The 13,917-nt window shown below is 59.3% G+C and carries 13 protein-coding genes; 3 read left to right on the forward strand and 10 right to left on the reverse strand.

Features of this window, described 5'->3' with window-relative positions; genetic code table 11:
• Nucleotides 1-30 precede the first annotated feature (30 nt).
• The 9 genes from ACK4FF_RS07590 to ACK4FF_RS07630 form a co-directional block, all read right to left on the reverse strand.
• Nucleotides 31-1,554 carry a DHA2 family efflux MFS transporter permease subunit gene (locus ACK4FF_RS07590; RefSeq protein WP_409706867.1) on the reverse strand — a complete coding sequence of 508 codons (1,524 nt, stop codon included), beginning with the start codon at nt 1,552-1,554 and terminating at the stop codon, nt 31-33.
• Entirely contained in the window at nt 1,551-2,774 is a 1,224-nt protein-coding gene (locus tag ACK4FF_RS07595) for an HlyD family efflux transporter periplasmic adaptor subunit (RefSeq protein WP_409706870.1), read from the reverse strand. Before ACK4FF_RS07595 ends, ACK4FF_RS07590 begins: the two co-directional genes overlap by 4 nt.
• Nucleotides 2,771-4,216, reverse strand: coding sequence for an efflux transporter outer membrane subunit (locus ACK4FF_RS07600; RefSeq protein WP_409706873.1), 1,446 nt, complete (start codon nt 4,214-4,216; stop codon nt 2,771-2,773). Before ACK4FF_RS07600 ends, ACK4FF_RS07595 begins: the two co-directional genes overlap by 4 nt.
• Nucleotides 4,213-4,722 (reverse strand): MarR family winged helix-turn-helix transcriptional regulator, encoded by a 510-nt coding sequence (locus ACK4FF_RS07605; RefSeq protein WP_409706876.1) that lies wholly within the window; start codon nt 4,720-4,722, stop codon nt 4,213-4,215. Before ACK4FF_RS07605 ends, ACK4FF_RS07600 begins: the two co-directional genes overlap by 4 nt.
• 126 nt (nt 4,723-4,848) lie before the next feature.
• The gene (locus tag ACK4FF_RS07610) at nt 4,849-6,561 is read right to left on the reverse strand and encodes an AMP-binding protein (protein ID WP_409706879.1); all 1,713 of its coding nucleotides are present in this window, start codon (nt 6,559-6,561) and stop codon (nt 4,849-4,851) included.
• Between the two features lie 61 nt (nt 6,562-6,622).
• Complete coding sequence (locus ACK4FF_RS07615) at nt 6,623-7,912, reverse strand: thiolase family protein (RefSeq protein ID WP_409706882.1); 1,290 nt, start codon at nt 7,910-7,912, stop codon at nt 6,623-6,625.
• On the reverse strand, nt 7,909-8,856 hold the full coding sequence (locus tag ACK4FF_RS07620; RefSeq protein WP_409706885.1) for a MaoC/PaaZ C-terminal domain-containing protein: 948 nt from the start codon (nt 8,854-8,856) through the stop codon (nt 7,909-7,911). The genes ACK4FF_RS07615 and ACK4FF_RS07620 overlap by 4 nt, the downstream gene beginning before the upstream one ends.
• An 11-nt stretch (nt 8,857-8,867) precedes the next feature.
• Nucleotides 8,868-10,010, reverse strand: coding sequence for an acyl-CoA dehydrogenase family protein (locus ACK4FF_RS07625; RefSeq protein ID WP_409706888.1), 1,143 nt, complete (start codon nt 10,008-10,010; stop codon nt 8,868-8,870).
• A 125-nt stretch (nt 10,011-10,135) separates the two neighbouring features.
• Nucleotides 10,136-11,155 (reverse strand): AraC family transcriptional regulator ligand-binding domain-containing protein, encoded by a 1,020-nt coding sequence (locus ACK4FF_RS07630; protein WP_409706892.1) that lies wholly within the window; start codon nt 11,153-11,155, stop codon nt 10,136-10,138.
• 128 nt (nt 11,156-11,283) lie between these two features.
• Here ACK4FF_RS07630 and ACK4FF_RS07635 point away from each other — a divergent pair, with 128 nt between their 5' ends.
• The gene (locus ACK4FF_RS07635) at nt 11,284-11,655 is read left to right on the forward strand and encodes a cupin domain-containing protein (protein WP_409707881.1); all 372 of its coding nucleotides are present in this window, start codon (nt 11,284-11,286) and stop codon (nt 11,653-11,655) included.
• On the opposite strand, the gene ACK4FF_RS07640 is transcribed toward ACK4FF_RS07635, so the two are convergent.
• Nucleotides 11,624-12,520 (reverse strand): DUF4105 domain-containing protein, encoded by an 897-nt coding sequence (locus ACK4FF_RS07640; RefSeq protein WP_409706895.1) that lies wholly within the window; start codon nt 12,518-12,520, stop codon nt 11,624-11,626. The genes ACK4FF_RS07635 and ACK4FF_RS07640 overlap by 32 nt on opposite strands.
• A gap of 104 nt (nt 12,521-12,624) precedes the next feature.
• Between ACK4FF_RS07640 and ACK4FF_RS07645 the strand changes: the two genes are divergently transcribed.
• Together ACK4FF_RS07645 and ACK4FF_RS07650 are read left to right on the forward strand one after the other, a co-directional pair.
• Nucleotides 12,625-13,077, forward strand: coding sequence for a hypothetical protein (locus ACK4FF_RS07645; protein WP_409706898.1), 453 nt, complete (start codon nt 12,625-12,627; stop codon nt 13,075-13,077).
• Nucleotides 13,078-13,110: 33 nt separating this feature from the next.
• Entirely contained in the window at nt 13,111-13,917 is an 807-nt protein-coding gene (locus ACK4FF_RS07650) for an undecaprenyl-diphosphate phosphatase (RefSeq protein WP_409706901.1), read from the forward strand.

The raw sequence follows: 13,917 nt of genomic DNA on the forward strand, positions 1-13,917 counted from the left end.
GCCTGATCAGAGCCTTCGACCGCCCCTCCATCAATGATCCGCTGCCACCCTTGAGAATGGCCCTTTGGCCAACCAGATGGGTAACACCAAAACCAACATCATGATGCCGCACAGGCACAGCACCGCATTGGTCGACAGCAGGTAAGCCTGTTGGTTGATCAAACGGTCCGTGGTGGCCAGCGCTGCATCCATGTTCATGCCGGTGCCCTGCAAGGTGCCTAGGTAGTTCATGGCTGAGTCAGAAGCGGTGTTCACGTTTTCAACCAACCGGGCGTGGTGTTCGGTGGCTTTGTGTTCCCACAGGGAAGTGATGACCGCAGTACCCACGCTGGACCCCATGTTGCGCACAAAGCTGTTCAAACCAGACGCGCCCGCCATGCGTTCTGGCGGTATGCCCGACAGGCTGATGGTGATGAGGGGCAGGAAGAAGCAGGACACCCCAACCCCCATGATCAACCGTGTGCTGGCCAGCGTGGCGTAAGTCACATCGGGTGTGAACCGCGCACACACAAAGGCATAGATGGCAAACATGGTGAAACCAAAACTGGCCACAGCACGCGCATCCACTTTGGCGATGTTGGCCCCGACAATCGGGCCCAAAAACACCGCCAACACACCGCCCAAAGCCATGGTTCGTCCAGCCCAAGTGGGCGTGTAGCCCATTTGAGTTTGCAGCCACAAGGGCAGCACCACGGTCGACCCAAAGAAGGCTATGGTGCCGATGAACAGGCACACCATGCCCACTGCGAAGTTTCGCCGCGTGAAGAGTTTGAGATCAACCAAGGGGTGGTCTTCGTACCATTCCCAAATGATGAACACCCCCAAACCCACGATGGCCACCAAACCAAGGGCCACAATGGTGGGGCTTTCAAACCAGTCCAGTTCGTTGCCTTTGTCCAGCATAATCTGCAAAGCACCCACACCGACAATCAGCAAACCCAGCCCCACCAAATCCACCGGCAGTTTTCGCAACGGTGTTTCGCGTTTGCGAAAAATCGGAATCACCAGAAACAGACACAACAGACCCACAGGCAGGTTGATCAGAAACACCCAATGCCAACTGAGGTTGTCGGTCAACCAACCACCGGACAAAGGGCCGATGATGGGCGCCGCCACGGTGGTCATGGCCCAGATACCCGTGGCCAGCCCTGCTTTTTCGGGCGGATAGGCCGACAACATCAAGGTCTGGGACATGGGAATCATGGCTGCACCAAACACACCTTGCAGCACACGGGCCATGAGCAAAATTTCAAAGGTCGGGGCCATGCCACACAGCAAAGACGCCATGGTGAACATGAAAGTGCTCAGGGCAAACAACTTCACCTGCCCCAGGCGGCCAGCCAGCCAACCCGTCATGGGCAGCATGATGGCCTCGGCCACCGCGTAGGAGGTGATGATCCAGGTGCCCTGCCCGGGGGCCACGCCCAGATCACCTGAGATATTGGGGATGGACACGTTGACAATGGTCAGGTCCAGCACATTCATGAACGAGGCCATGCCCAGCGCCAGGGTGGCCCACAGGCGCTGTCCGGCCGGCAATGGTTGTGGGTTCATGATCCGCGAAGCTCCCTGTTCAAGCGGCTTTGTACAAACTCGTCCGCTTTTTTCGACTGTTCGTCAAACACGGCTGTCTGGCGGTTCACCGCACCAGCCGCAGCCACTTGGGCCCCATTCTGCTCATGGGTGTCCACTTCCACCCGCATGGACAGGCCCACCCGCAGAGGGGCTTTTTGCAGCTCGGCTGGGTCCAGGGCAATGCGCACAGGTACGCGTTGCACAATCTTGATCCAGTTGCCTGTGGCATTTTGGGCAGGCAGTAAGGAAAACGCGCTGCCCGTGCCAGCCGACAGGCCAGCGACTTTGCCGTGGTAGACGACGGAGCCGCCATAAACATCCGCCTCCAGCGTTACGGGTTGGCCCACGCGCAGGCGTTGCAACTGGCTTTCCTTGAAGTTGGCATCCACCCACAGCGCATCCAGCGGAATGACGGTCAGCAGCGGTGCACCGGCGGCCACACGCGCACCGGGCTGCACACTGCGTTTGGCAACCTGCCCACCAACGGGGGCTTCAATGTGTGTGCGTTGAAGGTTCACATAGGCCACGCGCAGTTGGGCAGCAGCCTGCTGTACACGGGGGTGGTTGGCCACATTCACGTCACGGGTCTGGTTCATGGCCGCGTCCAATGTGGCCCGGGCTTGAGTCAACCCGGCCTGGGCCTGCTTCAGCGCTGCTTTGGCCGACGACAGTTGCGCGGCCACCTGGGTTGCACTGCTGCGTGCATGTTCCAGTTCCTCGGCAGACACAGCCCCTTGCTTGAACGCAGCCTCGCGGCGCGACAAGTCCTGCTGAACCCGGGCGTTCTCTGCCTCCAAGCGGCTGACATCGTCACCCGCACGGGCAATGTCGGCTTCCCGGCTCATCGCACCGGCTTTGTTGATGTTCACTTGGTCGTACAGCGAGCGCACAGCCCTGACTGTTTCAGCCAATTGCGCCTCTGCCTGGGTCAGCGCCAGTTGAGCGTCCGTGGCATCCAGTTCCACCAAGGGTGCACCAGCGGCCACCGGTTGATTGTCATCAACCAATACCCGGGTTACGCTGCCGCCCAACTGTGCGGACACCACCACTTGGTCACCGGCCACATAGGCGTTGTCGGTTTCCTCGGTGTATCGCCCAAAGGCCAGGTGGTAGGCTTCCCACGCACCGACACCCAACAGTGCGGCACCCAGAAACAGAGCGATGGCTTTTTTGCGTTGGCTGGATTTTTCTTGAGTCATGATTGTTCACCTTGAATGTTGTTCATCTGGAAGCCGCCACCCAAGGCGTTGACCAGGTCAATCTGGTTGCCCAAGGCTTTGAGTTGAAGGTCCAGGTTTCGAAGAATTTGGGCACGCCAAGCCAATTCGCTTTCGATGGCGGGCATGGCGGAGTCCAACCCCAGTTCGCGCCGCTGACGGGCGCGCTCCATCTGGCGCTTCAGGCTGTCTGTGCGGGAATCCTGTCGCTGCGCCTCAGCCTTGTATTGCTCAAGGGTGATGACTTCCGTAATCACCTCCTGTGCTGCGTTGGTGATGGAGGCCTCGTAGTGCGCCTTCAAGGCCTGAAACTGCGCCCGTTTGGCCTCGGTGGCAAAGCGGATTTTTCCGGCATCAAAGATGGGGAACTGCACCACACCACCCAGCAAGGCCACTTTGCTGTCCACATCGCTCAATTTGTTAAAGCCAATGGCTTGCGTGCCCAAGTAGGCTTGCAGGTTGACGTTGGGCAACAAGGCGAGGCGCTGCGCATCCACTTGGGCGGCGGCGGCTTCAACGCGGAACCGTTCTCCGAGCAAGTCTGGGCGACGGGTCAACAGGCTCAGCGCGATGGGTTGGTTACTGCTGTAATTCAACAGGGGTTCGGGCAATCCGGGCTTGAGGTTCTGTAGCGCCGCTTTGGTGATGGCGGGGTCGCCAACCAAGCTGTCCAGTGCTGCAAGCAACCGTGACTGAAGGCCATTGGCTTGGTCCAACAACTGCCGGGTTTGGGCCAAGGCATCCTGCGCCTGGTCAAGCCCTGTGCCGTTGTCCAGCCCAAGCTCGAACCTTGTTTGTTGCAGGCTCACCATCTGAGCCCGAAGGGCCTCCATCTGCCCCAGTTCGGCCAGCTCCGTGTTGGCGTAACGCAATTGCACATAGGCCTTGGCAATCTGTGTGGACAGTTGAAGCGACACCATGGCCTGCTCGGCCCGGCTCGCCTTGAGTTCGCCCATGGCCGCTTCAATGGCTTTGCGTTGCTGGCCCCACAGGTCCAGGTTCCAGCCTGCATTGAAGGTGGTTTGGCCAATGTCCAAAGGCACCCCGCCAAACTGGGGGGGCACGTAGTAGTTTTTGCTCAGTTCCTGCCGATTGGCCTCGCCCCGAAAACCCAGCGTCGGTAACTGCTCAGCCCGTTGGATTCCAAGTTGAGCCTGCGCCGCATCGGCTTTGGCTGCGGCGGCCCGTGCACCAGCGCTGTCCTTCAGGGCCGCTTCAATCAATGCACTGAGCGCTGGGTCATTGACCTTGTCCCACCAGCGTTGGGCTGTGAATTCGATGGCAGGCTGGCTGCTGTCAGCCTGGGCATTTCGGGTCTGAACCCAGTTGGGCAAGGTGTCCAGGTCTGTTGGGCCTGCCTTGGGCGGCAACGCGCAACCCGCAAGGCTGCTGGCCAACAAAAGGGGAATGAGTCGTTGTTTCATGGTGCTTCACTTCCTGCTGCAAACAGTTTCAAGAGCAGTTCAATCATGGTGTTTTTCTCGGCGGGGCTCAGCGGGCTGAGGCTGGCTTCATAACGGGCCCAAATGACGGGCATGAGCCGCTTGACCAAGGCCTGCCCCTCGGGAGTCAACACCATCCAGCAACTGCGTTTGTTGTCGGGGTCTGGAACACGAAGTACCCAGCCACGCTCAATAAGAAAGGTGGTGGTTTTGGTGGTGTTGGGGCCGGACTGGCCGATCGCCATGGACAGTTCCTGAGGGCGGCGCTTGAAAGCATCCCCGCCGAACAGCAGGGCCAACACCATCCAGTGAGACACCAGCAAACCCTCTTGGGCCAGCACTTGAGACAACTCCGCTTCCAGTTGACGCTGAGCCAGATGAATCAGGCGATTCAGCAACACGGTGTCAAAGGGGAAGTTCTCCTGACGCGCGCTGACGCGGCTCAGGCTGGTGATGAGGGAGTCGAGACGGGGTGGGTAGGTTCGCATTTGTTCACTGGGTTACTATTTACCAGTAAACTATACGCCTGAAAAAACAGCGCTGCAAGCACTTAATGACCGATTGGTCATTAAGTGTGCATGGGCTCAGGGTTGCGGGTTGGTTTGGGTGCCGGTTTACAGTTCAAACACCACTGGCTGTTTTTGCACCAGCCACTGCTCCACCTTGGGCAGGTAGTGGGCTTCGATGATGTTGCGCTTGATTTTCATGGTGGGCGTGAGGAAGCCGTTGTCCATGGTCCACAGGTCCTTCACCACAATCAGCGCACTGAGCTGCTCATGGGGCTCCAGCGCCGCGTTGGTTTTGTCCAGCAAGGCTGCCATTTCCTCGCGCACCCGTTCTTTCTCATGCGGGTTGGCCTCCACTGCTTGGTGCTCCTCCAGGGGCAACATCACAAAACCGATGGGTTGAGACAAGGAAGGCCCTGTCACGCACACGGCTTCAATCAAGGCATGTCCCATCAAGCGGTTCTCAATGGGCACCGGCGCCACGTATTTGCCTTTGCTGGTTTTGAACAGTTCTTTGATGCGGCCAGTGATCTTCAGTCGGCCCATCTCGTCGATCACACCCATGTCGCCGGTTTTCAGATAACCATCGTCGGTGAACGTTTCTGCGGTCAGTTCGGGCAATTTGTAATAGCCCATCATGATGGTGGGGCACTTCACCTGCACCTCCCCGTTCTCGGCGATGCGGCAGTCCACGCCGGGGAACGGCACACCCACATACCCCACACGCGCAATGCCGATGCGGTTGCCATGGGAATACGCAAAGTTCTCCGTCATCGCGTAGCCTTCGAGCAACTCAAGGCCCAGGCCGCGATACCACTCGATCAATTTGGTGGACAAGGGCGCCGAACCACTGAGTGCCAACCGCACATCGCCCAAGCCCAATTGGTGAAGAATTTTCTTTTTGATGATGCGTGACAGGATGGGAATGCGAAACAGCACCGCCTGAACACGGGGTGAAATTTTCGCGCAGATGCCGTTGTAAAACTTGGTCCACAAGCGGGGCACCGAGAAGAACAGCGTGGGGCGCGCACGGCGCAAGTCTTCAATGAAAGTGGTCAGCCCCAGTGAAAAGTACACGTGGAAACCAAAGAACAAGGAGCCTGTTTCAACCACTGCACGCTCAGCCGCATGGGCCAGGGGCAAATAAGACAACATGCGGTCTGTGGGGTTAATGCCGTAGATTTCTGCGGTGCCTTGCAGGCAGCGGGTCATCGCGCCGAAACGCACCATGACGCCCTTGGGGTTGCCGGTGCTGCCCGAGGTGTACATGATGGTGGCCATCTCGTCTTCCGTGCGCTGGGCAGGGGTGGTGGTGGGGGCATGGGCGCTCACCAAAGTCTCCCACCCCTGCGCATTCCACTCGGGCGCTTGAAGGCTTGGGCCCAAGGGCAAAGTCACCACAGGCAGATCACGCGGAATCCCGCTTTCCACCACGGGCCACAACTCTTCCATTTTTCCGATGAACAACAGCTTGGCTTCACTGTGTTCCAGCACATAAGCCGCCGTTTCCGCGTTGACTGTGGGGTAGATGGGCACGGACACATGGTCGGCCATCCAGATGGCCAGGTCAGCCATGATCCAATGCGCGCTGTTCTTGCCCAGAATGGCGATGTTGCTTTTCGGTGGCAGGTTCAACGACTGCAGGTAAGACGCCATGCGCGCCACCTGGTCATACACCTGTGCCCACGTGAAGTCCACCACCACACCCGGCGCCATGGGCTGGGTGAAATACACCTGATTGGGCATGGTTTTGGCCCAATGCTGTAGGCAGTGAAGCAGGGTTGGAAAATGCGGGCGGGCGGGCGACTGGGTAGGGCTCATGGTGTGTCTCCGAGGTGTTGTGTTTTGATGTTTTTTGAATTGTTCAAATCAGGGTGGTGAATCAGCCGGGAATTCTCAGCAGAATGGCAGCACCCAAGCCACCGCCTGCACAACTGGACACCACAGCCCAACGCCCTGACTCCCGGTTCAGGCGGTGCGCAGCGGTGGTCAGCAAGCGAATGCCAGTGGCTGCAAACGGGTTACCCAGCGCCAATGAGCCCCCCCAGGTGTTCAGGCGGTCAATCGGCAGCTCGCCGGGTGCGTCACCCCCGTGGTATTCATCGGCATAACGGGGGTCGGCCAGGCAGGCCCGGTTCACGAGAATTTGAGCAGCAAAGGCTTCGTGGAGTTCCCACACATCAATGTCGGACATGCGCAAGCCATTGCGCTTTAGCAGGGCAGGAATGCTGACGGCGGGGCCCAACAGCATTTCGCTGTTCAGGTCATTGACGGCAGCCAACTGGTAATCGACCACTTCAGCCATGGGCACCAAGCCTTGGGCTTTGGCTGCCTGGGCACTCATCACCAGCAAGGCGGCCGACCCATCGGTAAAGCGGGATGAGCCAGCGGCGGTGACCACTCCTTGCTGCCTGTCAAAAATCGGCTTGAGGCGGGCCACAGACTCAGCCGTGCATGAGGCGCGGGGGGTGTTGTCATCGGTGACGGTGACGCCCGACTGCTTCAGCACCACGGGAGAAACCATGTCGTTGAAATACCCCGCCTTCTGGGCGGCGATGGCCAGCCGGTGGCTGCGCACCGTGAAGTCATCGCAGGCTTCCCGGCTCACCTTGAATTTGCGCACCATCTTTTCCGTGCACTGGCCCATGGTCATCTTGGTGGTGAAGTCCGTGCCCTTGGGCATTTCGGGCAACAAATCTTTGGGGCGGAAACCCGACAACACGGACAGCACATTGCGGGCTGAACTGTCTTGCCGCAACTTCATGGCCGCACGGCGTACAGGCTGTGCATAACGAATGGGAATGTCGGAAAAACTCTCCACCCCACCGGCCAAGCCGGCTTGAATGCGCCCCAGCGCAATCATGTCGCACAGGTTGGCAAAACCCACACTGGCCGACAAGCCTGCCATGGAGGTGGTGTAGGCGGGAATGTTGGCCGGCAGTCCCGCGGTCAGCATGGCTTCACGCGCTACGTTCGAGGTTTCAATTTCATGCAGCACGGTGCCCATGGTCACCAGCCCGATGCTTCCGGTGTCCACACCCGTGCGTTCAACCACGGCACTGAGCGATTCAGCCGCCAGCTGATACGTCATCAAGGGGGCGTAGGCACCGCCAGAATCCAGAAATGGCGTGCGCAGGCCCGCCACAATCACGGGTTGATTGGGGTTTTTCATGCGCGTTTACTCCGGCTGCGTTTGGGTTTGGGCTCATCGCCTGAGCCTGAGTCATCACCTGCGGGCTTGAAACGCCCCACCATGTGAACATCAGCCCCTTCGGACAACACCCGCAAAGCCAGATAACCCTCGGCGTCAGCCACTTTGGCCACTTGCACCGACAAATTGTTGCTGGGCAAGGGTAAAGGTTTGATCCAGCGCACATCCAAGTCGCTGAAGAAGTGGCCCCCGTTGTGCAGGGTTTCCAAGCTGCGGGCCAATTGGCCAAAGCCATGCAGAATGCAACCCTTGAAGCGGGTGCGTTTGCCCACCGCCTTCAGGGTGTGAATCGGGTTGAAATCGCCGGTCAGCATGGCAAAGCGCAAACCGTCGTCTTCGCTGGCGTTCCAGTGCCCCACGGTTGTGAACTCGGGCTCCTTGCGCTTGGGCTGCGCTGCTTTTTTCTGCGGGCGGCCACGCGGCACGGTCGAATAACTGTCCAAAGTGACCCGTGGTTGCCCATCCACGCTGAAGGCCTCGATGCGGGTGTGAATGCGCACGCGGTCGGGCTCCTCGGTCACATCCATCAAGGTGCCCACCAAATGCAGGGCTTCATTGCGGGGCGTGGCACTGTGCACTTGCATGCGCAGGCCCTGGTTCAACAGGCTCAGCAGGTTGTAGGGTGCATTGCGCCCCAGTTCGGCCAGCATGGGCATGGCCCATTGGCTGCACAGGTGCAGGGGCACCGTGCTGGCGTATCGGCTTGCGGGGGCACCGGCCCATGCAGCGTAGTCATCAATCAGCCCGTTGGGCAATGCGTCCACCCGCGACTCCATGTGCAAGGGCAGTGCAGGCAAGGCCTTGGGGCGTGTCACAGGGTTGGCGTTGCGCAGGGCGGCCCACCCCATGGAACGGATGTTGGGCCAGTGCAGTTTCAAATAGCTCAGTGGGTAATTGGCGATCATGGGGGTGGTCCTCACAGTCCCAGTTGTTTGCTGATGATTTCGTTCATGATTTCATAGGTGCCGCCACCAATGGAGGCGATGCGGTTGTCGCGGTACAGGCGTTCCACCAACGATTCACGCATGTACCCCATACCTCCAAAAATCTGTACGGCTTCATAAGTGATGTAATCCGACGTGGCAGTGGCAAAGTTCTTGGCCATGGCCACTTCCTTCAGGGAAGGAATACCCGCCTGCATGCGTGCACCCACGCTGTAGGTGAATTCACGGCTGGCTTCAAGGCGCGTGGCCATGTCGGCCAGTTTGTGTTTGATCACTTGGTGCTTGGCAATCGGCTTGCCAAAGGCGTGTCGGCCTTGTGCGTAGGCCAGGGCCTCGTTGAAAGCCAGTTCCGAGAGCACGTTGGAATACACCGCCAAGCCCAGGCGCTCGGCCTCGAAGTTCTGCATGATCATCAGGAAACCCGCGTTTTCGACACCGATGAGGTTGCTTTTGGGCACCACCACCTCGTCAAAAAAAAGTTCTGCAGTGTCGCTGCACCACCAGCCCATTTTCTTCAGGGGCTGGCCTGTGGTGAAGCCGGGCATGCCTTTTTCCATCAGCAACAGGCTGACGCCGCCATACCCTTCGCCACCGGTGCGCACCGCCACCGAATAGTAATCGGCCCGAATACCCGAGGTGATGTAGGTTTTTGAGCCGCTGACTTTGTAGTGGTCACCACAGTCCACCGCACGGGTTTTCAGGTTGGCCACGTCGGAACCGCCGCCCGGCTCGGTCACCGCCAGCGCCATGATTTTTTCGCCGCGCAACACGGCGGGCACCACACGCTCTTTCAGGGCCGGGCTGCCCCATTTGGCCACCGGGGGCAACCCGATGCCCAGTGACATCAAGCTGCTGAACAAGCCACCGGACCCAGCGCGCAACAGCTCTTCAGTGGCCACCAGGGTCATGAACACATCGCCCTCAAAGGTGCCGCCGTAGGCCTCGGGGAAGCCGATGCCCAAAATGCCCGCTTCGCCCGCCAAGGGGTACAGTTCACGCGGGAAAGAGCCCGCCTCTTCCCACTCGTTGATGTGCGGCTTGACGTGACGGTCCACGAAGCGGCGAATGTTGCGGCGCACTTCTTCGTGCGTCTCATTGAAATAGCGGTTGGCCATGTGCCCCTCTTCCCTGTTGTTGGATGTGTGTTGGGTGAATACCGTCCATCATCCGGGCAGGCCCGCCTTGTGCACAGGGCCAAGGGCGACAACAAGGGGGGTAATTTGCGACAGCTTGGCGGAATTTACCCGCCTTTGCGGTGTTTCTCGATGTACTGCTGGGGTGACAAACCCACCCAGCGCTTGAAGGCACGCCGAAAATTGGAGGCCTCTTGGTAACCCAGCGCATGGGCCACCGACTCCACGGTGTTCAAGGGGTTTTCAAGCCCATGGCGGGCTTGGCGCAACAATTCGGCATCGCGCACCGCTTGATAGGTAATGCCCTCGTCCTGCAAATGCCGCATCAAGGTTCGGGACGACATGTGAAAACTTTGGGCCACTTCCTCGCAATTCCAGATTTGCCCAGGGTTGCGTTGCAGCAGGTCGGTAATCTGGGCCGACCATTTCTTGGGTGCCATACGCGCCAAGCGGATCTGCTCACAGCGGTTCAGGGCCAACTCATAGGTGTCTTGGTCCGCCATGGGGTTGGGCAGTGTGGCTAGGCCAGGCGGAATGACAATGCGTGTGCGGGCCGCCTTGAATACGCAGGGTGCGTGAAGCAAACCGCGATACACGTCTGCGTAAGGTGGCGCAGGGTATGACCATTCAATCCGCAAGGCGGGGTCGGCACGCCCAATGATCATGCCCAGGTGCTTGATGAGGGTGGACACCACCGCTTCCACAAAAAAACGCGTCACATCCGATGCAGGCATGTTCACCGACACATTCACCACGAAGGCGTCGCTCAGCACTTCGCCGTCCAGCGAGGCAAACCCGCCGAGAATGTCGTGAAACTCCCGCGTGGCGCGCCAGGCCAAGGCCAGGTTGGGGGCTGCTGCAATCACCGCACCCAACGGGCCATGGGCAGCCAGGTGCAGGTTAGTGCCCCATTTCAAACCCAAGGCAGGGTCGCTGCTCAACTCCAGCGCGTTGCGCACAATCTGGCACTGCGCGTCCATGTCGATGCTGCCATTGAGCTTCACCAAATCATCCGGATTCAGGCGCGTGCCCTTGAGCAACAGTTGCTGCCCGCGTGTGTCCAGCGACAACTCCCGCGCCAGTGTGCGAGTGTAGGTGACGGGAAATGCAATGGCATGGGCAGACATGGCTTTGGACAGGAATACGCGGTAGACACTTTGCCAGCATACCGAAACGCTTGAACCTCGGGGGCTGGGATGGTGTCCATGACCATCCGTTACAATGGATCGTGTCCGAAATTACCCCCGCCCTGCCCATGAGCCAACAACTGACGGTATTTGCCGAATCGCACACCCCTGTGGCCTATGACCACCCACGCCCAGACCGCTTGGTGCAAGGCAACCCCTTGCGCAGCACCTGGAACCACTACGAGTCAGACGGGGTGTCCTGCGGTGTGTGGGCCTGCGAACCCGGCGCTTGGCGCATTGAATTTGCACCGGGCAAGGACGAGTTTTTTCATGTGCTGGAGGGCCGTCTGCAAATCACGAATGCACAAGGGGTGGTGAAAGCCTTCGGGCCGGGTGACGCAGGGGTGATTCCCGCCGAATTCACCGGGGTGTTTGAAGTGCTGGACAGGGTCAAAAAACACTACGTGATCATCGACCGGCAGGCGATGCCAAGCCGTTGAGGGCCAGCACTGCGCTGCGTTCCCCATCTGCGCCGGGTACCCCAATGCGTATGGCCTGCGAAAAGCTGAGGTCAGGCACACGGCCTGCCTGACGGGCTGCTGTCCACGCGCGGGCCCGTTCGGTGATGCGGCCACGGGCGCGCAACTCCTCAAACGAGAATCCCGGGGTCAACCCACCTTGGTCAAACGCATACGCATCAAAATGGCCCGAGGCCAACACCCGCCAATCCAGCGGCAACCCAGGGGCAATGGTGCGGGCAATGTCCCACACCACCGTGGTGCAATTGCTGGTGAGGGTGTTATAAAACTCGGGCGTTTGTTCAATCTGCCCGGCGCGCTTCAGGTAGGCCATAAACAAGGCCGGTAACTGTTCGCGGGGTATGTTCAGTCGCAGCAGCCTGACATCTTCACCCCGCATGGAGGTGCGCACCTGCACAAGGTCATCCTCCGGGGCGGCGATCAACACCGCCTCGTACTGGCGCACAAAGCCCTTCAAGGCGGAAAACGCCTCGCCCTGCTCCTTGCGAATTTCGGCCGAGAAAGTCAGGTAACGCCCATCGTCAAACCCGAAGCTGACCAGCGTGTGCGCAATGTGCGGCCCCATCCAGTAGCTGAGCAGCAGGTCTGCCGACGCCAAGCCCCGAAGGTCGATTTGCTGGGTTTCCCAATGCGCGGTGTAGTCAGTCTCGCTGCGCCACTCAAAATGGCGCACATTCTCCAGCTTAACCACCGGGCCATCCACGCGCGCCCTCAGTAAGCGCGCCACGTCATCGGCCCACTGACGGTCATGCCGCGGGGTTTGAAAGCACCACCACGCCAGGCACATCACCAAGAACACTCCCACACCCCAGAAAACGTAACGCACCTTGGCCTCCATGCCGAGAATCGGACTAATTGTGCATCAGCCGTTGGCTTGAACCCCATCGGCCATTACCATCTGCTCCATCAATGTTGAATGGAACCCCGGCCATGACTGCCCTGCAAGCGTCTCAATTGTGGTTGATGAGTGGCGCGCTCGCCATTGTGTTTTCTTGCCTGCTGGGCTTTGCCATGCTGACCTTGGTCAAGCGGGTGTCCGAAGGCAACCCGATTAAATCCATCAACCTGAGGCAACTGGGCGCAGCCCACCTGGATTGGTTGATGCTGTCGTTCATGCTGGCGCTGGCCAGCGGTTTTGTGCAGGCATTTGCCCTTGCTGAAGTGCCCCGCTGGGCGGTTCTGGCGCTGGTGTTTGGCGCGTGGGTCAACCCCCTGTCCTACCTCTTCCGCGCGTTCGGGGTGAATGCGTTCGTGTTTGCAGGTGGCCCCCTGCAACGTTTGAGTTCCGCCTTGGGGGGTATGTCTGCTTCTGCCATCGTGGCCGGATGGCTGGGCTTGGTGTTTCAGGCTTGGCCCGTGTTTGTGCAGGGCTTGCCGGCGTAAAATCACAGGTTCCACCTTGGAGCCCCAGCCCGAATGACCCCCGAATTCCTGAATTTGCTCAAAGCCCTGTTGCTGGGCTGTGTTGAAGGCCTGACCGAATTTCTGCCTATCTCCAGCACAGGCCACCTCATCCTGATTGGTCAATGGATCGACTTTCACTCCACCGAAGGCAAGGTGTTTGAGGTGGTCATCCAGCTCGGTGCCATTCTCGCGGTGTGCTGGCTGTACCGCCACAAAATCGTGGAACTGCTTCGTGGCCTGTTCAGCGGTGACACCACTGCCCGACGGTTTGCCCTGGCCGTCATCATTGCCTTCTTCCCGGCGGCGGTGTTGGGGGCCCTGTTCATCAGTGCCATCAAGGCAGTGCTGTTCACGCCCACCGTGGTGGCTGTGGCCTTGATTGTGGGTGGGCTGATTATCTTTGCCGTGGAAGCCCGGCCCAGACAAGTTCGTATTGACGACCCTTACGCCATCGGCTGGAAACAGGCTGTGGGCATTGGCATTGCGCAGTGTTTCGCCATGATTCCCGGCACATCCCGTTCTGGGGCCACCATCATTGGTGGCATGTTGTCCGGTTTGTCGCGCAAAGCCGCCACCGAGTTTTCCTTCTTTCTGGCCATCCCCACCATGTTGGGCGCAGCCACTTACGATGTGTACAAACACCATGCCTTGCTGAGCACCAGCGACGTTGGACTGATTGCCACCGGTTTCATTGCCGCCTTTGTGTCAGCCTTGCTGGTGGTGCGTGCCTTGGTAAACTTCGTGGGGCGGCACAGCCTGAGCGTGTTTGCGTGGTACCGGATTGCCTTGGGCGCAATTATCCTTCTGGCTGGCCACTGA

Origin of the sequence: Limnobacter sp., from assembly GCF_046297615.1 — a bacterium.
GTDB lineage: Bacteria > Pseudomonadota > Gammaproteobacteria > Burkholderiales > Burkholderiaceae_B > Limnobacter.